Origin of the sequence: Azotosporobacter soli (genome assembly GCF_030542965.1) — a bacterium.
Lineage (GTDB): Bacteria > Bacillota > Negativicutes > SG130 > SG130 > Azotosporobacter > Azotosporobacter soli.
In genome coordinates this window covers 281,522-304,009 of the sequence record NZ_JAUAOA010000002.1, presented here as the reverse complement: position 1 = coordinate 304,009, position 22,488 = coordinate 281,522, and the positions used below count along the sequence as shown (strand labels likewise).

The 22,488-nt window shown below is 40.4% G+C and carries 19 protein-coding genes; all 19 read left to right on the top strand.

Features of this window, described 5'->3' with window-relative positions:
* Positions 1–36 precede the first annotated feature (36 nt).
* The 19 genes from QTL79_RS03380 to QTL79_RS03290 all read left to right on the top strand — a co-directional run bounded on the left by QTL79_RS03380 (position 37) and on the right by QTL79_RS03290 (position 22,417).
* Positions 37–1,107 carry a FemAB family protein gene (locus tag QTL79_RS03380; RefSeq protein WP_346353528.1) on the top strand — a complete coding sequence of 357 codons (1,071 nt, stop codon included), beginning with the start codon at positions 37–39 and terminating at the stop codon, positions 1,105–1,107.
* Between the two features lie 36 nt (positions 1,108–1,143).
* Positions 1,144–2,319, top strand: coding sequence for a class I SAM-dependent methyltransferase (locus tag QTL79_RS03375; protein WP_346353527.1), 1,176 nt, complete (start codon positions 1,144–1,146; stop codon positions 2,317–2,319).
* A 268-nt stretch (positions 2,320–2,587) separates the two neighbouring features.
* The gene (locus tag QTL79_RS03370; RefSeq protein WP_346353526.1) at positions 2,588–4,327 is read left to right on the top strand and encodes an ABC transporter ATP-binding protein; all 1,740 of its coding nucleotides are present in this window, start codon (positions 2,588–2,590) and stop codon (positions 4,325–4,327) included.
* A gap of 26 nt (positions 4,328–4,353) precedes the next feature.
* Positions 4,354–5,589, top strand: coding sequence for a glycosyltransferase family protein (locus tag QTL79_RS03365; RefSeq protein ID WP_346353525.1), 1,236 nt, complete (start codon positions 4,354–4,356; stop codon positions 5,587–5,589).
* Between the two features lie 34 nt (positions 5,590–5,623).
* Positions 5,624–6,310, top strand: coding sequence for a class I SAM-dependent methyltransferase (locus tag QTL79_RS03360; RefSeq protein ID WP_346353524.1), 687 nt, complete (start codon positions 5,624–5,626; stop codon positions 6,308–6,310).
* Between the two features lie 90 nt (positions 6,311–6,400).
* The gene (locus tag QTL79_RS03355) at positions 6,401–7,558 is read left to right on the top strand and encodes a polysaccharide pyruvyl transferase family protein (RefSeq protein ID WP_346353523.1); all 1,158 of its coding nucleotides are present in this window, start codon (positions 6,401–6,403) and stop codon (positions 7,556–7,558) included.
* Positions 7,559–7,577: 19 nt separating this feature from the next.
* Entirely contained in the window at positions 7,578–8,996 is a 1,419-nt protein-coding gene (locus QTL79_RS03350) for a capsular polysaccharide export protein, LipB/KpsS family (protein WP_346353522.1), read from the top strand.
* Between the two features lie 9 nt (positions 8,997–9,005).
* Positions 9,006–9,908: a class I SAM-dependent methyltransferase gene (locus tag QTL79_RS03345; RefSeq protein WP_346353521.1), complete on the top strand. Its 903-nt coding sequence runs from the start codon at positions 9,006–9,008 to the stop codon at positions 9,906–9,908.
* A gap of 536 nt (positions 9,909–10,444) precedes the next feature.
* Complete coding sequence (locus tag QTL79_RS03340; RefSeq protein WP_346353520.1) at positions 10,445–11,593, top strand: glycosyltransferase; 1,149 nt, start codon at positions 10,445–10,447, stop codon at positions 11,591–11,593.
* Positions 11,594–12,193: 600 nt separating this feature from the next.
* Complete coding sequence (locus QTL79_RS03335; RefSeq protein WP_346353519.1) at positions 12,194–13,465, top strand: MBOAT family O-acyltransferase; 1,272 nt, start codon at positions 12,194–12,196, stop codon at positions 13,463–13,465.
* Positions 13,466–13,474: 9 nt separating this feature from the next.
* Entirely contained in the window at positions 13,475–14,641 is a 1,167-nt protein-coding gene (locus QTL79_RS03330) for an SGNH/GDSL hydrolase family protein (RefSeq protein ID WP_346353518.1), read from the top strand.
* Positions 14,642–15,121: 480 nt separating this feature from the next.
* A complete protein-coding gene (locus tag QTL79_RS03325; protein ID WP_346353517.1) occupies positions 15,122–15,283 on the top strand; it encodes a hypothetical protein in 162 nt (53 codons plus the stop codon).
* A 303-nt stretch (positions 15,284–15,586) separates the two neighbouring features.
* Positions 15,587–16,501: a glucose-1-phosphate thymidylyltransferase RfbA gene (gene rfbA / locus QTL79_RS03320; RefSeq protein ID WP_346353516.1), complete on the top strand. Its 915-nt coding sequence runs from the start codon at positions 15,587–15,589 to the stop codon at positions 16,499–16,501.
* Complete coding sequence (rfbB, locus tag QTL79_RS03315) at positions 16,498–17,508, top strand: dTDP-glucose 4,6-dehydratase (RefSeq protein ID WP_346353515.1); 1,011 nt, start codon at positions 16,498–16,500, stop codon at positions 17,506–17,508. Before rfbA ends, rfbB begins: the two co-directional genes overlap by 4 nt.
* A gap of 23 nt (positions 17,509–17,531) precedes the next feature.
* Positions 17,532–18,038: a GNAT family N-acetyltransferase gene (locus QTL79_RS03310; RefSeq protein WP_346353514.1), complete on the top strand. Its 507-nt coding sequence runs from the start codon at positions 17,532–17,534 to the stop codon at positions 18,036–18,038.
* 35 nt (positions 18,039–18,073) lie between these two features.
* Positions 18,074–19,204, top strand: coding sequence for a DegT/DnrJ/EryC1/StrS family aminotransferase (locus tag QTL79_RS03305; RefSeq protein ID WP_346353513.1), 1,131 nt, complete (start codon positions 18,074–18,076; stop codon positions 19,202–19,204).
* A gap of 21 nt (positions 19,205–19,225) precedes the next feature.
* Positions 19,226–19,786 (top strand): dTDP-4-dehydrorhamnose 3,5-epimerase, encoded by a 561-nt coding sequence (gene rfbC, locus QTL79_RS03300; RefSeq protein WP_346353512.1) that lies wholly within the window; start codon positions 19,226–19,228, stop codon positions 19,784–19,786.
* A gap of 140 nt (positions 19,787–19,926) precedes the next feature.
* Entirely contained in the window at positions 19,927–20,823 is an 897-nt protein-coding gene (gene galU, locus QTL79_RS03295; RefSeq protein ID WP_346353511.1) for a UTP--glucose-1-phosphate uridylyltransferase GalU, read from the top strand.
* Between the two features lie 115 nt (positions 20,824–20,938).
* A complete protein-coding gene (locus QTL79_RS03290; RefSeq protein ID WP_346353510.1) occupies positions 20,939–22,417 on the top strand; it encodes a glucose-6-phosphate isomerase in 1,479 nt (492 codons plus the stop codon).
* Positions 22,418–22,488: the final 71 nt, after the last annotated feature.

The following is a 22,488-nucleotide window of genomic DNA, read 5'->3' as shown; positions in this document are numbered from 1 at the left end:
TGGGGGCGATTCTAAGATGACAGGGAGTACAGTAGAATGTCGGACAATATAAATGCGGTGAATGAAGCCCAAGTATGCGAAGAGATAATAGCGTGCTTTGCAGATGCGGAAATGGCAGTTAAAATGGCTAGTGAAGCTTCAGAAGAATGGATGAATGTTCTTAACCGACTGGAATTTGTACCAGTTGGTTATACTCGCGCGTATAGTATCTATCAAGCGGAATATATGCGTAACTTTGTTGAATCGGTAAAAGAGTTTCCCATTATTATTTTTGAATCGAATGTAGCGGTAGGAATTTGGCCGTTAATGTTGCAAAAAAGAGACGGACATTGGTCGATTGGTTCAAACGAGGGGGCTGTTATCGAGCCACTGTTCATACAGTCATTATCTGAAAAAAAAGTAAAAAAAATGCAGGAAAAGTGTTTGCAAGTTTTAAGCAAAGTTTGCAAGTTTATTCAACAGCCGAAATGGTCTGGAAATGCAATTGTGATTAACCAAAGCCTGAATAATTGGCACCGTAAAATAATGGAACGGGGGGCCAATGTTCAAATTGCACATGAATTATATGTTGACTTATCAAAAAATATAAGTGAGATTAAGACGAATCTGAGAAAAAGCTATAAAGCGTTGATTACGCAAGGCGAACGACTTTGGGATGTGAAAATCAGTGCTACTATTTCTGGTGTGGAGTTTGATGAATTCAGACAGTTGCATTACAGAGTAGCTGGTCGAGTAACTCGATCAATTGAATCATGGGAAAAGCAAAGGGCGGCTATTAATAGCGGAGACGCTTTTTTGGTAACGTTAGTAGATAGCCAGGGTGTACTGGTGGGGGGCGGATTGTTTCATATTTCAAAAGATGAAGGAATGTACGCCATAGGAGTATATGATAGAAATTTATTTGATAAACCATTGGGACATTTGGTGCAAATGAGTGCAATAAAATATATGCAAGAACTGGGATTGCGTTGGTATCGAATAGGAATGAGATCATATCCGGGAGATGTCAACGTACCAACCGAAAAAGAGTGCAGCATCGGCTATTTTAAAGAGGGATTTGCAACACATTTTTTTCTGCGGCTGATGACGCAATGCGCTGTGATTTAGATGGGGACGGAATTCGAAAGATGCAGGAGGTTTGTAATGGCTAAACTGATGAAAATTGATACGGAAAATAGAGTTTGTGAATGCTGTGGAAATGATGTATTAGAAAGTTTGTGGGTAAATAAATATAATAAGCAACGCACGAAATCGGGAATATGGTGTTTGCCGGCCAACAATGTAATGTGTACAAAATGCGGATTTGTTTTTGTCTCACCAGTAGCGACGGCAGCTACGCTTGATGAATATTATAAAGATTCATATGTACATTTCGGTGGATCGACAATGGATTTTGAGCCCGAAACAAGAAAGAAAGCGCTTGAGAAAGTGTTGGATAAAACAAGAAAAAAGCTGTCTAAAGAAAGCAGCTTTGTAGAGATTGGTTGCAATGCACACACTCAGTTTCATGAAAGTATAAGAGAGTATTTTGATAGCATCATAACGGTCGAAGTTAATTCAGCGGTAGACTCAGATTATAAATCAATATTTGATCTTCCTAAAGGAAAAATTGATGTGGCAGCACATTATTTTGTATTAGAGCATATCCCGGATCCGCGTGCGTTTTTATTGCAATGTTATGAAGTGTTGAAAAAAGAGGGGATTTTGATCGTAGAAGTACCGGATTTGATGCTCTATGAGCAATATCCTGCGTCATTAAGCTTATCTGAACATGTTAATCACTTTAGTCGAGAAACATTAAATCTATTTTGTGAAAATATTGGGTTTGCGACAGTGGAAGGTGAATGGCCATGCAGTAGAGGATTTGGATTTACGGCTGTATATATGAAAACTGAAAATAAAAGCAGTAGCAATCGTGCTCAAAATATTGTGGAAAGTAACAGGAATTGCATTAAGAAAGCAAGTGAGAAAGTGGAACTTTTTGAACTAAAGATGACAGAGGCTTTTGAGCAAATGAGTGCGATATGTAAGCGGGGCGGCAAAGTTACGCTATGGTGCGCAAATGACAATTTAATGCGCTTTGTAAATGGCCGACTACTACCGAAGGAAGGCATTGAAATCGTTGATGCAGATCCGTGCAAATGTGACTTCATAGAAGCGCGAAAAACAGTTATGCCAATGCAACTCGAACAACACATTAAAAATAGCGAATTGCTGATTGTCTTTAGTGAGTTAAATAAAAAGGCAATTCTTGAGTATATCAGCAAAGCGTTCAATAAAAGTTTTTCGGCTAGTGAAATCATAGTCTTAGCGCAATAAATATTGTGGATGTTAAAAGCTACCAGGAATAATTATTGATTGTGGTACGACCATATTAATAAGAGGTATCTTGGGAAAACATCTCAGATATTTTTCCGTAGATACCTCATTTTCTTGTTATCAAACTTAGGTGTGAAAGAGAGACCGTTCAAATGAAGCTGCCTGACCGCAAATGGTGTTCGCGGTACCAGGGGGTGCTTATAAAGAATAGCGAATGGTTGAAATCGACAGCTTGAGTTAGTAAATAATAAAATAGGCAGGTTGCTAAATGTATGCATTAATTAAATTTTTTTCAATATTCACGCCGAAAGAACAGCGATATTGCGGGCTTATGGTAGGTTTTATGTTGATAGCAGCGGTGTTGGAGGCAGTTGGGATTAGTGCGATTTTTCCACTTATATCAATGATGAGTGATTCCTTATTTTGGGATCAGGCTGTATGGCTTAAAAGATATATCAATTTGGTGGGTGTAAATTCACACACGGATTTTATTATATTTTGTGCGCTACTGTTGATTCTTTTATTTATTTTTAAGAATTGGTATATGATTTGGATTACTCGATTGCAAGTGACTTTTTCACTCAATAATCAAAAAAAATTTGCACGATTGCTTATGGCATTATATTTAGCAAAACCATACCTATATCATGTGAATAAAAACACTTCGGAACTATTAAGAAATGTAACAACATCGGTGACTTATGTGTTTTCTAATATTTTGGTAAGCTTATTTGCACTAACAATTGAAATTGTAACCGCTGTGGTTATTTGGATAATGCTGATCTATATTGATCCGTTTACAGCGACTGTTGTTGCGGGGATAATGGGAGCGTTTGTCTATGCTATAATGAGAGCAGTCCGGATAAAATTGGATCAACAAGGAAAAAATCAAGTCGAATATTCGGCTGAAATGACGAAGTGGTTGGAGCAAGGGTTAGGCTCAATAAAAGAAACAAAGGTACTTAAGAAAGAACGATATTTTTTTGAACAGTTTAGCGAGGCCTATGAAAAATGTTGCGAAGCAAATCGTTTTTTTATCATTACCAGCCAACTCCCGCGATTCTTAATTGAAGGAATTGTAACGGTAGGACTTTTAGCAATTATTATAATTAAATTATTGTTAGGGTATGAACCAAGTGTGATCGTACCGTTATTAGGAGTCTTGGCTCTGGCTGGTTTTCGCTTGATGCCTTGTGTAAACCGAATTGTTAATTTATCGGCGTTGTTGAAATATTTAATGCCGACGTTTGATTCACTATATGATGATTTAATGTTAATTAAAAATGCTGGAAATGAATTGCAGTTGCAAGACCGTAAGGATGTGGGCTGCAAAATGGAATTTACATCTCAAATTAAAATTTCCAACTTAAGTTTTATTTATCCGGAACAGGAAAAGACCGTACTGGATAATATCTCTTTTAGTATTCCTAAAGGCAGCTTTGTAGGAATTGTTGGTGCATCTGGGGCCGGAAAAACTACCTTTGTGGATATTTTATTGGGCTTGTTAGAGCCGACATGCGGCGAAATAATGGTCGATGGTCAAGATGTTTTCAAAAATATTGATGGTTGGCAAGCTAATTTAGCGTATGTACCACAGACGATTTATCTGATTGATGGAACGATAAGAGATAATGTGGCAATGGGAATAAATACAAACGAGATTGATGAGAAACGATTAATAAAAGTACTGCATATGGCAGAGTTATATGAGTATATTGAAGAATTACCACAAAAAATGGATACCCAAGTAGGTGAACGAGGTGTGAAATTGTCAGGTGGACAGCGTCAGCGAATCGGGATCGCACGAGCGTTGTACCATAATCCCCAAGTTTTGATTTTAGATGAAGCAACAGCGGCGCTCGACACTGAAACAGAAAAAAATATAACGAATACTATTTTGAAATTAAAAGGGCAAATTACAATCATTGCCATCGCGCATCGTCTAAGTACATTGGAAAATTGTACATTTAAAATACAGTTTGATAATGGACGGGCTGAAATAATATAGTGAGTATACTCAAGAGAGGTGAAAGCGTGAGACAATTTACGATATTGGCTATATCTTATTTTTTGCCGCCGGTCTTAAGTGCGCAGTCAATCCAAATCGGTCGTCTTTTATATCATTCCAAGCATAGGATTATTGCTGTATCAGGGCATGATGACAGGGAAAAAGAAGATGGCGGTTTGTACGCAGATTTTCATGAGAAGATGGGGCTACATATCACTGTGCCCTATAAATACAGACTGCCTGGTATTATTCATAATATTGCGACCAAAATTTTTACTCCCTATTCAGAAAGGCCGGATCCATATAAGTGGTGGATTCCTAAAGCGATGCATGCAGTTCAAAAATATATAGAAAGCAGCGATGCGAGGGTAGATGCAATCGTTACGTTCGGAAATCCGATGTCTGACCACTTAATAGGTTTGAAGTTCAAGGAGCTCTTCCCGGATGTTCCGTGGGTTGCGCATTTTAGTGATCCGTGGGTGGATAATCCGTTTCGACGTAATGATTTTCTATGTCGAAAATTTAATCGTCGAATGGAGGAGGAAGTTATTAATAAGGCTGAAAAAGTGATTTTTACGTCATTGGAAACGAAACAACTGGTTATGCAGAAATACCTGCATATAAATGCCGATAAAGCAGTTGTTTTGGCGCATTCTTATGATACAAACCTATATGAGTCGCAAAAATATAATAACTCCGAAAAAGCAATCTTATTTCGACATGTAGGAAATTTTTATGGACACAGAACGCCGGAACCGCTATTTAAAGCGCTGGCGATTCTGCAACGCCGAAATGCTGCCATTCTAGAAAACATTCGAGTTGAACTGATTGGCGGTATTCCGCGCCGAATGCTGATTTCGCCAGCCTACCAGGCATTGCCGAAAGGATTGGTAGAAGTGAAAAAGGCAGTAGGGTATCAGGAATCATTGCAAAAAATGCAAGAGGCAGATGTTCTGTTAGTGATTGATGCCCCAGCGGAAAAAAGTGTTTTTCTGCCGAGTAAATTGATTGATTATGTCGGAGCCGGGGTTGACCTTTTTGGCATTACGCCGCAAGGGACATCTGAAAAGTTAATTAGAGACTTAGGTGGTACCGTGATAGATCCTTTTGATGTAGAGGGGATTGCTAAAATGATTGAACGGGTAATCGTTAATAGCGGTAAAGAAATTAGCGTTAATCGGAGCGAGGTACGAAAACTGTATGATATAAGAAACAATAGCTGTAAATTTGACCAGCTATTTACGGGTTTGTGTGGAGACTAATGCGAGTAATAACAAGAGTGGGAGCTGAATGTTGATGAGTACAATTTTTGAAGAATTTTATCAACAAGGTGGGATTGCGTCGCAAAGACGTTACCCTAACGAAGCGTTAATGCGTTTTATTGGTAGTAATTATTTTTCAATGTCGCATGAGCAGCGAAATAAATTAAAGGTTTTGGAAATCGGCTGTGGCAGTGGGGCAAATTTATGGATGCTCTCTAAAGAAGGATTTGATTCATATGGGATTGATATTGCACCTACCGGCTTGAAATATTGTCATAAAGTAATGGCAGATTGGGGAGTAGCCGCTCAACTTTTTAGAGGGGATATGACTGCAATAGAGTTTCCGGATCAGTTTTTTGATTTGATTATTGATGTTGTGTCAATGCAACATCTAAATATTATGGAACATAGTAAGGCGTATAGTGAGATATATCGTTGTCTGAAAAAAGGGGGGAGGTTGTTTCAATATCATTTAGGGGCACGCAGCGTTACTTTTTTAAATGGTGGGGGAACATACATTGATGCATATACCATAGACAATGCGATTAATAAGGAGGTTCCTCTTAATAATGCGGGAAGAACATGCTTTTTGACGCCGATTAAAGCGAAAGAAATGTTGGACAATGAAGGCTTTGTCAATGTTTCGATTGAGGTAGATACTAGAAGTTATAGGGGAATGACTCAGCAGATTGAGTATTTGAGTATTTCTGCAGAAAAATAATATTTTTAAAGAAGTATCATAGCGCTACCGTTTTGAAAAAAGTGACAGATATCCATAATGAAAAGTAGGCAAAAATAAGGAGCGGTAACCTTGAGGAAACAAAATTCGTACAGAAGATTTTTTTTATACGGATATTATGGATTTCACAATTTTGGTGATGATTTGCTTTTGCAAGCGTTAATACTTGGAATAAAGAAATGTGTTCCGGAGGCAAGCTTTATTGTACGAAGCTTGGATGAAGGGCCAGCTTTTGATGTGAAATACAATGTGGTATATTCAAAGATAGACCGAATAATTAGTGATGCATCCAAAGGAAAAGTTTTGCGAGGTTTTGAATATCTATCCCAATATGCTAGACTGTGCCATCAAGCAGATGCATTGGTAATTGGTGGTGGAACTTTGGTTCATGATAAACCATCACAAATGTCGCTGCTGTTATTGGTGCTGTTTTGTCTAATTGCTAAAATGATGGGAAAGAAAATTATTGTACTGGGATTAGGGGTTTCGGCACTTCAATACAGAAGTAGCTATTTAATGTTGCAAGCTATTATTCGATTAAGTGATAGTTTCTGTGTTCGTGATAAAGCGGCAGCGCTTATTGCAAGTCGGGCAAACGGCGGAGCGATAGACAAAATTAAGACTACTGCTGACCTAGCTTATTCATTAGATATAAATTGCAAAAAAGCGGTAACGACAAGAAGGCGAAAAATAATAGGGATCACAATAGTAGATAAAGGAGACGGTCCATTAAATGAGCATATCAAATCGATAATGACAGATTTTTTGGAACGTTTGTGGCAAGAAAAAAATGAAGAATGGGAAGTACGATTGTTACCGTTTCATATTATGAATTGTGAGGGAAATAGTTATAAAGTAAGCGATTTTGATGTGATGAATTGCATTAACAAAGCAGTGTCTAAGAAAACGGGTGTTGTAATACCAATTATAGAAAAAGCAGAAGCGATAAATTCTACTTATGCGGAATTAGATATGATTATTGGTATGCGCTTTCATAGTTTAGTCATGGCAGCGTTGTTTGAAATACCGTTTGTAGGTTTGGTTCATGATAATAAATTATCTGATTTATGTGAGATATATGATATGCCTCAGTGTAATATTGGAAATCTATCGGTTGATTTTTTAATGACTGCGATAAAAAACTATGAAAAAATGAAAATTGATCCTCAAATAACGACTAAATTGAAAGAAAAAGCGGAACTGAACTTTGAATATTTTTCAAAACTGTAATTAAAGAGGGTAGAGTGAAATGAAAATTGCAATTCATGGCTTTGGATCATTCCCGATATTTTTTTATGAATTGATAAAATATGCCAAACAAGTGTATCCCGAAATTGAGTGGGCAATTATATTCCCGACTTCTAATTATTTGAAACAATTTAAAAACTTACTTGGTGATGAAAATGTATATTACTTACATGATGAATTTAAGAAAACATATGACCTACTATTAGATAAAGAGGTATTGGTTACGTATTCTGGAAATATTTATCGTGATATTGAAAGTGATAAGAAAACTATAAAAGGGAAATCAAGTATTGAACAAGAAAAAAATGCGATTAGCACATATTTAGTTTATAAAAAATTCTTGCAACAGAGTCGACCTGACTATTTGATTTTTCCACATGTGGAATCGCATGAAGGAATGATTTTGAATTCTTTGGCTAAAGAAATGGGAGTGGTAAGCATATTTCCGTGTAATGCTAGAAATATTGGTGAATCTTATTTTTCTCATGAGGTTACCGAACCATTACCACACTATGCTGTAGCGGAGCAACGCCAGCTTGAAAGAGCAAAATTATTTCTAGAACAATTTGAAAAGCAGCATCAACCACCGAGTATTTATCCAGAGAGTTTGCAAAATTGCAGCGGAAAAAAGGCATCGGTTTTTAAGACCCCATTATATAAGCGAATGGCACGATACTTTCAGCAACTTTATGTAGAACGTTCTTATCAGTCAATTGATGGAGTTAGATACCGGATTTTAAACAATTTACCTTTAATAAGAAATCTTATATGGGCTAGTAGGACACAATATAATAAAAGTATATATGATTATAAAACAATCGAAGAGTTTCCCACAAAATTCATATATTATCCACTGCAATACACACCGGAATCTTCTATAAATACGCCAGCTCCGTATTATGTAGATCAATTGAGGGTTATTGATGCGATAAGGATGAGTATGCCAAGTGAATACACTTTAATTGTTAAGGAACACCCAAGTTGTATATTGATACGAGGCAATAGTTTAATTAATAAAATACGAAAGCGCGCTGGGGTGCGGGTTGCATATTATAAGACAAACTCAAGGGAGATTATTAGTAAGGCTGCGCTTACTATATCTGTAACTGGAACAGCTGCGTTTGAAGCATTTTTATTGGGGCGAGAGGCAATTCTTTTCGGTGATACATTTTTCTCGGAGTTTTTAGATGGCAAGACTTCACTGAATTTTACTGAATTGAAGAATACAATAGAAGATAAATTGAATCAGAAAATACCGTTTGAAAAGCGAGTAGAATCAATTGCAAAAATATACAGTTGCACAAATCCTTTTATTCTTTATGCCCCAGGTGATGATAGCGTATATAGTAATGTAACACTGTCGAAAAAGAATGTGAAGGTTTTTATGGAGTCGTTGATAGATCATATTGGTAAAATATGAGAGGGAAGAGTGAATAGTTTGGCTAAATGCATTACATGTGAAATGGACGAAAATTGGATTGTTTGGGAAAATAAGATTGAAAAGCAGCAGCAGGCGCTGTGGAATCATGCAAAAGTACAGCAATGGTTGCTTTGTAAAACATGTGGAACGTTGTTTCCATCTCCAATTACACCTCAAGCGGTTATAAAGCAAGCGTGGGATATTGCGCGTGATGAATATCAAAAAAATGACTTTGATATGCAGAGACATATGCAAAAGCTGGATAAAAGTGCAGGCCAGATTATGGAGTATTTTTATCCGTTTGTGGCAAACAAAAAAGCAATCCTAGACATCGGGTGCGGCTATGGGAACCTGTTACATATGTTAAAGAATAATGGACACAATGTATTTGGCATTGAAACGGATGCATCGACAAAATCCTATCATCAAATGCTTGGCATTGAGAGTGCTATTGGACAAGTGGAAGATATAGAACTCGATAAAAGTTTTGATGCAATATTCCTGATATATTCAATATACTTTTTTACTGATATAAAGAGCATATTGAAAAAACTGCAGGCTAAGCTAAATGATGAGGGGGTCATTTGCATTGCTATAGCCAATTTTTTAGACAGCCGAAACAATGAAATGCCAGGTATTGCTCACTCTTCATATCCTTGCAAGGAGTCGTTGGAAGTGTTGTTGGAAGTGGCTGGATTTAAGATTTTAAGCACTAAGAAGTATAAATCAGTTATTTATTGTGTGGCAAAAAAATCAATGACTTCAGCTTCAGCCGTGACTGTCGTAAATACCAATAAAATATATTGGCTGTATAAAAGCAAGAAAATTCGCTACCACTTAATCGGGAAACCAATTGTAGTGATGGGGAAAATATACAATGCAGTGAAGTGTATGTTACAAAGGGAACAGTGAATTGTAAGAAAGTATAGAATTAATTGTTTATGTGATAACAGGCCTTTCCGTGGCGACGCTGAAATGATGCTGCAATTTGCTTATTAACTAAGAGTACAACCGCGATTGGACTCACTGATATAGCAAAAAAGGGGAATTCATGTGTTCGTAAGCAAACCCATCTAAACGTGTAATATCCAGCAAAAATATTTCCATACCTTTTGAGGAGTTTGGATATCGATGGGCCAAATTAAGTGTGATCCATGGATATCTTGTTGGCGTTAGTATAAATTAATAAAAAACGACCAACCATGCTTTCGGACTTGTTCTATCACCATGTGTACAAAGGATGAACCCTCTTTGGTGATGGTGGTGTGAGAACGCCACTCTACCCAAGTGAGAAAAAGTCATGATAGGCTTTTTTCAAGTGTTCAACTTTATATTACAATCGGTTAGGAGTATTTTTGTATAAAACGAAGTAATTGCGGTAGCTGTTGTTTAGCCGTCCTATTGTATGGTTAAGCAATGTATAAAAAAGGATAGAGGCAGGTCGAAGGATGGGAAAAAAAAGAATTCTTCATATTATTTCAAGTCTTCAAATTGGCGGAGCGGAAATGATGCTAAACAATCTGCTGCAAGAAGAGGGTTATCAGAAAAAGTTTAGTTGTCATGTAATTTCGCTGACTGGGAGAGGGCCAGTTGGAGATTTGCTGGAGAAACAGGGGATTCAAGTGACCTACCTAGGAGTAGAACGAAATCCATTTGCGGGAATTTGGTGTGTAATCCAATTGCTTCGAATCATGAATGCTTTTAAACCGCAGTTGATACAGACTTGGTTGTATCATGCTGATTTCTTTGGTGGATTGGCAGGGAAAATATATGGCAAGGCACCCATTTTATGGGGAATACACAATATGTTTTTGGATAAAAAAGCACGATGGACAACGAAATGGATGGTAAAACTCTGTGCTCTTTTATCTCCGTATATTCCGGATCAAATAGTTATTTGTGCAGAGGCTGCGATTTCGACACACCAAAAAATAGGTTATAGAGTGAATTTTCGATACATACCAAACGGTTTTGATACAGAAAAATTTTATTTGGATCAAGATGGCCGACAAAAATTGAGACAAAGATATTCAATTGACAATAAAACGATGGTTTTTGCGTTAATCGGTCGATATGATCCGATCAAAGGGCATAAAAATTTTATCCAAGCTGCAATGCAGTTGAAAAAGAGTAAAGTGGACTTTTGCTGTGTAATGGCGGGAAAAGACATAGATATGAATAATAAAGAATTAATGGAGCTTATTAGAGAAAATGATTTAGTAGAGAAGGTTCTTTTACTGGGGAAAATCGAGGCAAGCGAAATGAGAAACCTATATTCAATGATTGATAGTCTTGTTGTGGCCTCAAAGAGTGAAGCTTTTCCAATGGTTATTGGTGAAGCGATGGCTTGTGAATGTATTTGTATATCTACTAGTGTCGGAGATGCTGCAAATATCATTGGTCAAGCCGGCTATATTGTTGAACGTGAAAATTCAAATGCGCTGAGTGAAATGATGAAGAAAGTGTATGAAATGGATCCTTTACTCAAAGCTGAAATGGGGAAAGCAGCGAGATGGCGAATCGAATCGCTATTTACCATGGCACAGATTGCAGAACAGTATGCATTATTACATGATCAATTGACAGCTGACAGCTGACAGCTGACAGTTAAACTTAATCAATCCGTTAGCTAGATTGTATTTGGAGGAAAAGTGATGCGTTGGAGTAAGGTTATTTTGCAGATTGCAATTACAATTGCAGCAACGATATGTGTAGTTGGAACATTGGATACTTAAGGTGGCATGGAACAGTATTTCACGCAGTACGCTTTGGATAGCACTCATACTGTTGTCGTTAAATATTATTGTTACGGGGAAAAGATTTTAATCGGTTTTGCGTTCGTTTAACTATGAAATTCCGTTTGAAAAAAATAGGCCGACTCTTAAAAAAACGTGCGCTAATTCAAAGTAAGGTTGCCTAGTTTCAATCTTGTTCTTTTTTAGGTGCATGGTTTTGTTGATAGTTTCACTATTGATTTTTTCTAGGTATTCAACTTCATTTTACAATTGGTTCTAATAAATAATTGACCAGTCGGAGGAAATATGTTATTCAATTCATATTTATTTATATTTGTTTTTTTACCTGTTGTTTTAAGTGTGTTTTGGTGTTTAAGTAAATCGAATACTAGTTGCAATAAACCGGTTATATTTTTGATCATTGTATCATTAGCTTTTTATGCATATTGGGACACGAAATACTTGATTTTACTATTACTATCAATCCTGTTTAATTATAAAATAGGAGAAATCTTATCGCGTACGAAAAATAAAAATGTGTTGCTAGTGGGTATCTCAATTGATCTTTTATTATTAGGATATTATAAATACATTAAATTTTTCTTGATTTCTTTTAATAGTTTATGTGAAACCTCGATGCCGGTACCAGAAGTTGTATTGCCGCTTGGAATATCTTTTTTTACATTTACACAAATTGCATTTTTAGTTGATGCATTTAGAGGTGAAACAAAAGGATATAGTCTAAAAACGTACATGCTATTTGTTACATTTTTTCCACACTTAATTGCAGGTCCAATTTTGTATCATAAAGACATAATCCCACAACTTAACAAAATTGGTGAAACGAGATTTTCGTACGAAAATATGGCGAAGGGGATTATTTTTTTTGTGGTGGGTCTTTTTAAAAAAGTGTATATTGCAGATTCGCTGTCGCCATGGGTGAAAATGGCATTTGATAATGTGGAAAGTTTGACTATTATTGATGCATGGTTGGGTGCGCTGGCATATACGATGCAAATATACTTTGACTTTTCGGGATATTCGGAGATGGCAATTGGACTTGGTCTTATGTTAAATATTTATTTACCTATAAATTTTAGTTCACCATATAAGGCGCGCTCGATTATTGATTTTTGGCGAAGATGGCATATTACGTTATCAGAATTTCTCAAGAACTACCTTTATATCCCAATAGGGGGGAATCGTAGAGGTGAATTTGTGAAAATACGAAACCTCTTTTTGACAATGCTTTTAGGAGGATTTTGGCACGGAGCAGGCTGGAACTTTATTATATGGGGGGCTTTGCATGGGGTATATTTAGTAACTAATCATATATGGCGAAAAACAAATATGGAAATTCCAGGGGTGGTGTCTTGGGGTATAACTTTTATTGCAGTTACTATTGCTTGGGTTTTTTTTCGAGCTGCAGATGCAACTGTTGGGATGATATATATCAATGCAATGTTTGGCGGAAATGGTTTATATTTGCCCAATGAGTATGCTGTAAAAATCGGGAGCGGGATATCTTTTAAGCCGTTGCAAGTAGATAATTTATTAGTTCAACTAAGTGTGATTGCCGTACTTATTTGGGTTGTGTTAAAAGCACCTAGTGTACAAACGATCGTTCAAAAACAACAGCCAAGACTGAGGTTAGCGACATTGATGGTGATTACTTTAATAATGTGCCTGCTAAAGATGAATACAGTTTCAGAATTCTTATACTTTCAATTTTAGGAGTAAATTATGATATGGAAAAAATGGGTTTTATGGTTTGGCGCTTTTTATATTGGACTGATGATGTTTTTAGTTGCGGGAGCGGAAGTTCTATTATGGAATTTAAATGAAGACCTTGATATCAAGCATTCGATAGAAGAACAATTAAGTAAGAATGGGCTATATGGACGCGTTCTGATTGGGCAAAATGCATTATATAAATGGGAGATGGCTCGTAAACAGAAACCTAAAACCATGGCGGTAGGTTCCTCAAGAGTAATGCAATTTCGCAAAGAGTTTTTCACAGATGAAGCAAAGTTTTATAATGCGGGTGGTTGCATGTCTAATTTAGATATGGGGCGAGAGTTTTTGTTTTCAATGAAAGACAATCAACCGGAAAGGGTAATCTTGGGTATTGATTTTTGGTGGCTGAATGATAATTATACATATAATGATAGCTTAGGAATTCGCCGCGAACTGATAAAAGGTGACGTAGTTAGTAATTTTATTAGCAATCGATTTTATTTATATGGATCACTGGCAAAAAGTCTGTTGAATGGTACAATTACTCGTGGCGGCGTAGATTTATTTAGACTTTCGAACTATCATAGAATAAGTGATCCGTATGAAGGTCGAGTGGCAATTGGTTTGTCTGCTGCCGTTCATGGAGATGGGTTTCGTGAAGATGGAAGTTATCAATATGGTGGAGTTATTCGGAATCGGAAAAATATAGACGAAGACTTTGCAGATACGCTGAAGCAAATTAAAGAGTGTGAATCAATTTTTGCAGCGTCGGAGCAGGTTAACAGTGAGCGGTTGAATCAGCTTAAAAGGCTGATTTCTGAAATGAAACAGAGCAATATAGATGTTGTTGTTGTGATACCGCCGTTATCAAATAAAATTTATTCTGAGATAAAAACATCTCCTAAACACGATGGGTTTTACAAATCATTCCAAACTGCCCTTTTAGAGATGTGCGCAGAAGAAAATATTTCTTTTTATGATTTTAGCGATATAACGGCCTATGGGTCAAACGATAAAGAAACCATTGATGGAATTCATGGTAGCGAAACGTGTTATGCCAAATTATCAGTAGCGTTATCGCAAGACCATGTTATTGGACGATATATTGATGAGAAAAAGTTGCGAGAGTTTATTGCAACATCGAACTCTAGAACGTGTGTGTACAAAGAATGAAATAAAGATTTAATAGAGTGAGGGCATAGGCAGGCGATCAAAAAGTTTTTTCGAATGTTTACTAGCGAAGAGAAAGTACAGTGTATTATTTAAATGAATTTAAGGTTGCTGGCAGCGGCTTTGGAGGCTGTTGGTATTAGCGCAAGTTTTCCGTTGATGAGTGATGCTGCTATGTGGGAAACCGTAATACAACCGCGGATGATGGTGGTAGAAATAACATCGCATGCGAGCTTTATTATTGCTGTTTATTTGGTTGTTTACGTTTGAAAATTGGTACATGGTTTGGGCCACACGTCGTCAGGTGACCTTTTCATTGAAGTTGCAGGAGAAGTTTGCCTGTGAGATGTTGCGACTATATTTATCAAAACCATATTTGTATCATGTTGAAAAAAACAGTGCTGAATTGCTACGCAATATTTCAACATCAGTTACTTATGTGTATTGGTTAGTTTGTTTTTACTAATTGTTGAGATATCAACAGTGGTTGTCATTTGGCTGATGCTGGTGTATATTGATGCGCTTACCGCAATCATTGTGGCCGGTGTACTGGGCGGCGTGGTCTATGCGGTTATGCGCCAAGTACGCCAAAAAATCGAGACGCAAGGAATGCAACAAGTGTTGCTTAATTGCTTTTATACTTAATGCGGTTAATGTTTCGTGCGGCTTGGAATAACGAAGTGCAGGGAGATCATTTTTGCAGAAAAGAAAATGGGCGTTGTATTAGTAATATCTTGTATGCTTATAGTAGGATTTTTTCACGATATGTTTTGTATCAACGCATTTTTTTGTTCTTAATGGGGGTATTGCTTGTCAGGCCGTGGAATCTAAGTAGCAGTGTTCTTTCCGAAGGAGAATCTCAAATAATATTGTCTTAATGGGTATTTGAAGTGAAAAGTGAATTAAAAGTCGACCCAGCATTTTAAAATGAATGAGAGGTTGAATCGGATGATAAAAAAAGGAATCATTCTTGCTGGCGGTTCCGGCACCCGCCTGCATCCACTGACAAAGGCTATAAGCAAGCAACTGATGCCGATCTATGACAAACCGATGATTTATTATCCTTTGTCGACGCTGTTGCTGGCCGGAATTCGTGATATTCTGATTATTACCACCCTGCATGATATGCCATTATTTCAGCATTTGCTTGGGGATGGCAGCCAATGGGGCGTGCAGTTTTCCTATGCGGTGCAACCGAGTCCGGATGGCTTGGCGCAGGCTTTTGTGATTGGCCGGGAGTTTATCGGCAACGATGGTTGTGCACTGGTACTTGGTGACAACATTTTTTACGGGCACAACTTGGTGGAAGCAATTCGCAGGGCGGCAGCAAGAAAAGAAGGTGCAACAGTGTTCGGATATTGGGTGAAAGATCCGGAACGGTATGGTGTCGTGGAGTTTGATAAACTTGGACAAGTCGTGTCACTGGAAGAAAAACCAGTGCAGCCCAAATCGAACTATGCGGTAACGGGGTTGTATTTTTATGATAATAGTGTTGTTAATATTGCAAAAGAATTGAAACCTTCGGTAAGAGGCGAATTGGAAATTACTGACGTAAACAAGGCGTACTTGGAAAACGGAAATTTAAATGTGGAGCTGCTTGGCCGCGGCTATGCGTGGCTTGACACGGGGACGCACGAGTCTTTGCTGCAGGCATCGTTGTTTGTACAGACAGTGGAAGAGCGTCAGGGGTTGAAAATTGCCTGTCCGGAAGAAATTGTGTATCGGATGGGATATATTGATGAAGAACAGGTTCAGCGTTTGGCAGAGCCTCTTAAGAAAAATGCATACGGCAACTATTTGCTAAGTATGTTAAAATCAACAATGGACGGCGGATATTTAAAAGTGGGAGAGCCAACAAAATGAAAACAATAATGATTACCGGCGGAGCAGGATTTATTGGCAGCAACTTTGTTCGCCACATGATTAAAAGATATCCGCAATATCGGATCATTAACTTTGATTTGCTGACATATGCAGGAAATTTGGAAAATGTGGCGGATGTTGCGGAAAGGGAAAATTATTCTTTTGTGCATGGTGATATTGCTGACGTTGTGCTAGTGGACAATGTGATGAAGCAGGGAATTGATGCTGTTGTCAATTTTGCAGCAGAGTCACATGTTGATCGAAGCATTGAAGATCCGGGAGTATTTGTTCGGACGAATGTACTGGGGACGCAGGTCTTATTGGAAGCAGCGCGGAAATATAAAGTGAAAAAGTATTTGCAGGTATCGACCGATGAAGTATATGGATCGTTAGGGACGGCAGGGCTGTTTTCCGAAACGACGCCGCTGGCGCCGAACAGCCCATATTCGGCAAGTAAAACGGGAGCGGATTTATTAGTAAGGGCTTATCATGAAACCTATGGAATGCATGTAAATATCACACGTTGTTCAAACAACTATGGGCCATATCATTTTCCAGAAAAATTGATTCCATTGGTGATTACCAATGCCCTGACAAATCAAGAGATTCCTGTATATGGAGACGGACTGCAGGTAAGAGATTGGCTCCATGTGCAAGATCATTGCAAGGCGATCGAGTTGGTATTGCATAACGGAATAGCCGGAGAAGTATATAATGTGGGCGGTAATAACGAACGAACGAATTTAGAAATCGTACGAACAATTCTAAAGGAAGTAGGCAAATCAGAGTCCTTGATTCGGCATGTGGCGGATCGAAGCGGTCATGATCGTCGTTATGCGATTGATGCGACAAAAATCACTGAAAAATTGGGTTGGAAACCGGAGTATACGTTTGAGCGGGGAATTAAGGAAACAATTGATTGGTATGTTGGAAATCGTACTTGGTGGGAACGAATCCGGTCAGGCGCGTATCGGGACTATTATAAAAAAATGTATTTGAATCGTTAGTTTGCGGAAAGGAACTGCAGGAGATGAAAGAGCAGTATGAAAAGTGCGTTCAAGGAGAGCGAATTCGCTTGCGGCCAATTCAGCATCGAGATATTGAAAAAATTAGGACTTGGCGCAATGATGAGCGCGTTCGTAATTGTTTCGTGTACAGTGGAGTCATTTCGAAGGAACAGCAAGAAAACTGGTGGAATGAATATCAAACCCGCGATGATGATCGGATGTATGTGATTGAGAAGCAAGATGACGGTTTCGCAATTGGGGCAGTAGCTTTGTATGCAGTTACAGAGCAGAGTTGTGAGTTTGGCCGACTGATGATTGGGGAACCTTCTGCGTTGGGCGGTGGGTATGCATTAGAGGCGGTGCAGCTGCTGACGAAATTTGCTATAGAAGAAATAGGTGTACAAAGAATTCTTTTAGAAGTGTTTGATAGCAATTGCAAAGCGATTTCAATTTATGAAAAGGCTGGATATATGCCTACGGCGCAGGATGGGAAACTGATACATATGGAGTACAACAGGAAAGATAAATAAACGAGCTGTTGCTGAAAAACAGAGGAGGAAATAATATGGCAGTACAATTATTCATACCGACATTCGAAGTGGAAGAATGTCTGGCTGAAATTCGCGAGTGTTTAGAAAAAGGCTGGACGGGATTAGGTTTCAAAACGGTTCAGTTGGAGGATGCCTGGAAGAAATACACCGGTCTGCCGCATGCTCATTTTTTGAACTCGGCAACGGTTGGCTTGCAATTGGCAGTACAGGTTTTAAAAGAAGAGTACAAATGGAATGATGGCGACGAGATCATTTCAACGCCGCTTACGTTTGTATCTACCAATCATGCGATTGTGTATGAGGGAATGAAAGTCATATTTGCTGACGTGGATCAGTATCTTTGCTTGGATCCGGTGGAGGTTGAAAAGAAGATTACCGATAAGACGCGAGCCGTTATGTTTGTAGGTTTGGGCGGAAATTGCGGTCAATATCAAAAGATAGTGAAGCTATGCAAAAAGCATAATCTGAAATTGATCTTAGATGCCGCACATATGGCAGGAACACGGTTGAATGGGGAAATCCCGGGGGCAGAAGCCGATGTGGTCGTGTATTCATTCCAAGCAGTAAAAAACTTACCGACAGCGGACTCAGGCATGATTTGCTTTAAAGAAGAGGCGTTTGACGCTATCGTCCGTAAAAAGGCTTGGCTGGGTATCAACAAAGACACCTATGCACGTTCAAACGATAAAGGCGCATACAAATGGAAGTACGATGTGGAATATGTCGGCTATAAGCACCATGGCAATTCTATTGTTGCATCGATCGGTTTGGTCCAACTCAAATATTTGGAACGCGACAATGCGTATCGTCGCCAACTGGCAGTTTGGTATGATCAGGCCTTTTTAGGACATGAAGCTAAAGTGAAAGCGATTCCGGTGGCTCCGGGCTGCGAATCGTCGCGTCATTTGTACCAAATTGAAGTGAACAATCGGGATGAAATGATCCTAGCGTTGAATGAGTCGGAAATTTATCCGGGCGTTCACTATGTGGACAATACCGAATACAAGATGTATGCATATGCGGCAGGAACTTGTGCAAATTCGGAGCGGATGAGTAACCGGATCATTTCTCTGCCGATGCATATGCGTTTAACGAAAGAAGATGTGGACACGGTTGCGGCAGCCGTGTTGAAATACGCAAAATAGTTTTCTGAAAGAGGCGGAACCATGAACGTACTAGAAACACGGTTGAGTGGCGTTAAAATCATTGAACCGAAGGTGTTCGGCGACGAACGGGGATTCTTTTTTGAATCGTGGCAAAAGGATCGATATGAAGTCTTGGGCATTCAGGGAGAATTTGTGCAGGACAATGTGTCCTTTTCAACGAAAGGCGTGCTGCGTGGGCTGCATTTTCAAAATCCGCATGGACAGGGTAAGCTGGTCAGCGTATTGCAGGGTGAAGTGTTTGACGTAGCGGTCGATATCCGCGTCGGTTCGCCGACGTTCGGACAGTGGGAGGGGGTACTGCTGTCGGGTGAAAACCATCGACAGTTTTGGATTCCGACTGGCTTTGCGCATGGATTTTGTGTAGTGAGTGATACGGCTTTGTTCAGCTATAAGTGTACGGATCGTTATGCGCCGGAATGCGAGGGTGGCATTGCCTGGAATGATCCGGATATCGGCATTGACTGGCCGTTACAAGAGGTGACTCTTTCAGACAAAGATAAAAAGTACGACTGCTTGAAATTCCTACCCCAAGAGAAATTGCCACGCTTTGAGCAAAAGTGAATTGGTGATGTATCGAAGGAATCTTGCTGCAAGAACGCAATTGCGTATATGCGGTAGGATTCCTTTTTTATTTGTCGAATCTGTTATAGATGGCGTTTTTATGCACTGAAATACTCGAGACGGTTTGGAGTGGTAAATTAATGATAAAAAACAAACAAGTTCGTAAGGCAATCATACCCGCAGCCGGACTTGGCACGCGTTTTTTGCCGGCGACAAAGGCGCAACCAAAAGAGATGCTGCCGATTGTCGATAAACCGGCGATTCAATATATTATTGAGGAAGCGGTGCAGTCGGGGATTGAGGAAATACTGATTATTACCGGACGTAACAAACGAGCGATCGAGGATCATTTTGACCGGGCGTTTGAACTGGAAATGACGTTGAAGGCACAGGGGAAATACGACCTCTTGGGGTTGATTGAGGAAATTCCCAATGTGGCGATCCATTACATTCGCCAGAAGGAAGCGAAAGGACTCGGCCATGCGGTGCTATGCGCGAAGCAGTTTGTCGGCAACGAACCGTTCGCGGTGATGCTGGGTGATGACATCATCGATGCGGAAGTGCCGTGCCTAAAGCAACTGATGCAAGTATATGAAGACTGTCCGGGTACGATTCTCGGTGTGCAGGAAGTGGCGCAGGAAAAGGTATCGAGTTACGGCGTCGTGAAGCCGAAAGTCGTAAAAGAACGACTCTGGCAGGCGGTCGACCTGGTCGAAAAACCGACGCTTGAAGAAGCGCCGTCTCGTTTGGCGGTGTTGGGGCGCTATATCATCGAACCGGAAATTTTTGCGCTGTTGGAAACGACCGAGCCGGGGCGCGGCGGCGAGATTCAGTTGACGGATGCGCTGCGCAAGTTGGCGCAGGTGCAGCCTGTCTATGCGTATGAGTTTGAAGGCCGCCGCTATGATGTCGGCGACAAGCAGGGCTATCTTGAAGCTACGGTGGAATTCGCGCTGAAACGCCCGGATTTACGGGAAGGCTTTCTGCGCTATCTGAAGAAAAATTGGGGCGAATTGGTTAATGGGGGCGAAAAGTAGAGCGCCTCAGAGCACATGGCGCGTGGCTCAGGGCTTATGGTTCACGAGCCACGAGTCGTATTTGCTAATAGTGTATAATATTTCAGAATTGATCAAGAGATAAGGAGAGATGAAGATGAGCAAGGAAACAAAAAAGCTGCAGTTGAAATCGGGCTTTGTTTTTGATTATCAGAATATGATGGGGCAGGGCGGCGTGACGGAAAACGACTTGCAGGAGTTGGGGGAGCGGCTGCAGGCGGCGCATAAGGCGATCGGCGTGATGCGCGAGAGCGGCATCATTCGCGGTCATCTGTCGAAGGATGGGGAGCCGGAGAAGGTACTGTTCAGTCAGTTGCCGTATGTTAAAGAAGGTAATCTGAATAACCCCGCGTCGATCCAGCGCTTGAAGGATTTCAGCCAGTCGATTCGAAATCGTGTGGATGCGGTGATTTCGTTCGGCATCGGCGGTTCGTATCTTGGCAACAAGGTGCTGTTCGATCTGCACTGCGGTGAATTTTGGAATTATAAGAACCGGGAAGAGCGCGACGGCTATCCGAAGCTGTTCTTTAACGGCAACAATATCGATGCGCGACGTACGACGGAGATGCTGGTGCGGTTGGCAGCTGATGCGAAGGCGAAGGCTTGTCATGGATCAACGGAGCCTTATCGCGTGATGCTGGTCGTGATTTCGAAATCGGGCGCGACGCTCGATACGATGTCGACCTTTATGGTCGCCTATGAGCAGCTGAAGGCATTGCGTCCGGAGATCGAAGTGGAGGTCGTCGCGGTGACCGATCCGGCAACCGGTACGAAGGCGACGCTGCTGAAAAAACTGGCCGATGAAAACAATTGGCCGACGTTCAGCGTGCCGGACGGCGTCGGCGGACGTTTCAGCATCTTTTGCGAAGTCGGCTTGATTACAGCTGCCTGCATCGGACTTGATATCGACGCGTTCCTGGCGGGTGCGCGGGCGATGGACGAAGCCTGCCAAACAGACGATCTTTGGAACAATCCGGCGCTTCTCAATGCGGCGCTGAAATATATCGCGGCGGAAAAATACGGCCGCGACATCGAAGTCTTCATGCCGTACGCCGACTATTTGAAATCGGTGGCCGAATGGTATGTGCAACTGTTGGCGGAATCGCTCGGCAAGCGCACGGACCGCAGTGGCAAGACGGTGTATTACGGCCGTACGCCGATCGTTGCGGTCGGCACGACCGACATGCATGCGCAGACGCAGCAGCATCAGGACGGCAAGCAGGACAAGGTGGTTCAATTCGTGAAAGTGGCGCACTGGGCCGAAGATCAAGTGATTCCCGACGCGTTTCCGAAGGCGGCGAAACTGGCGGAGATCGCCGGTCTGACGCTTGGCGAAGCGCTGGAGACGGCGCGTCAGGCGAATGCCGCGGCACTGATCGGCGACAAGCGGCCGAATGCGACATTCGTGCTCCCGGCGATGCAGCCGCAACATCTCGGCGAACTGCTTTATCTGTTGGCGCTGTCGGTCGCTTACGAAGGCGAACTGGCCGATGTCGACGCGTTCGACCAACCCGGCGTCGAGGCCTACAAACGCATCATGGGCCCGATGCTGAAGGAAATTAAGGCGAAGAACTAGTAGGGGAAAGTAAAGGACGGTTTGAACCACAGGCGGCATAGCCGCCACGGAAATCGCTGCACGATTTAGCT

Bases quoted from the DNA above. Each gene is read 5' to 3' on its own strand.
- QTL79_RS03380 (WP_346353528.1), top strand. From the start codon at position 37: ATGTCGGACAATATAAATGCGGTGAATGAAGCCCAAGTATGCGAAGAG.
- QTL79_RS03375 (WP_346353527.1), top strand. From the start codon at position 1,144: ATGGCTAAACTGATGAAAATTGATACGGAAAATAGAGTTTGTGAATGC.
- QTL79_RS03370 (WP_346353526.1), top strand. From the start codon at position 2,588: ATGTATGCATTAATTAAATTTTTTTCAATATTCACGCCGAAAGAACAG.
- QTL79_RS03360 (WP_346353524.1), top strand. From the start codon at position 5,624: ATGAGTACAATTTTTGAAGAATTTTATCAACAAGGTGGGATTGCGTCG.
- QTL79_RS03350 (WP_346353522.1), top strand. From the start codon at position 7,578: ATGAAAATTGCAATTCATGGCTTTGGATCATTCCCGATATTTTTTTAT.
- QTL79_RS03340 (WP_346353520.1), top strand. From the start codon at position 10,445: ATGGGAAAAAAAAGAATTCTTCATATTATTTCAAGTCTTCAAATTGGC.
- QTL79_RS03330 (WP_346353518.1), top strand. From the start codon at position 13,475: ATGATATGGAAAAAATGGGTTTTATGGTTTGGCGCTTTTTATATTGGA.
- rfbA (WP_346353516.1), top strand. From the start codon at position 15,587: ATGATAAAAAAAGGAATCATTCTTGCTGGCGGTTCCGGCACCCGCCTG.
- rfbB (WP_346353515.1), top strand. From the start codon at position 16,498: ATGAAAACAATAATGATTACCGGCGGAGCAGGATTTATTGGCAGCAAC.
- QTL79_RS03310 (WP_346353514.1), top strand. From the start codon at position 17,532: ATGAAAGAGCAGTATGAAAAGTGCGTTCAAGGAGAGCGAATTCGCTTG.
- QTL79_RS03305 (WP_346353513.1), top strand. From the start codon at position 18,074: ATGGCAGTACAATTATTCATACCGACATTCGAAGTGGAAGAATGTCTG.
- rfbC (WP_346353512.1), top strand. From the start codon at position 19,226: ATGAACGTACTAGAAACACGGTTGAGTGGCGTTAAAATCATTGAACCG.
- galU (WP_346353511.1), top strand. From the start codon at position 19,927: ATGATAAAAAACAAACAAGTTCGTAAGGCAATCATACCCGCAGCCGGA.
- QTL79_RS03290 (WP_346353510.1), top strand. From the start codon at position 20,939: ATGAGCAAGGAAACAAAAAAGCTGCAGTTGAAATCGGGCTTTGTTTTT.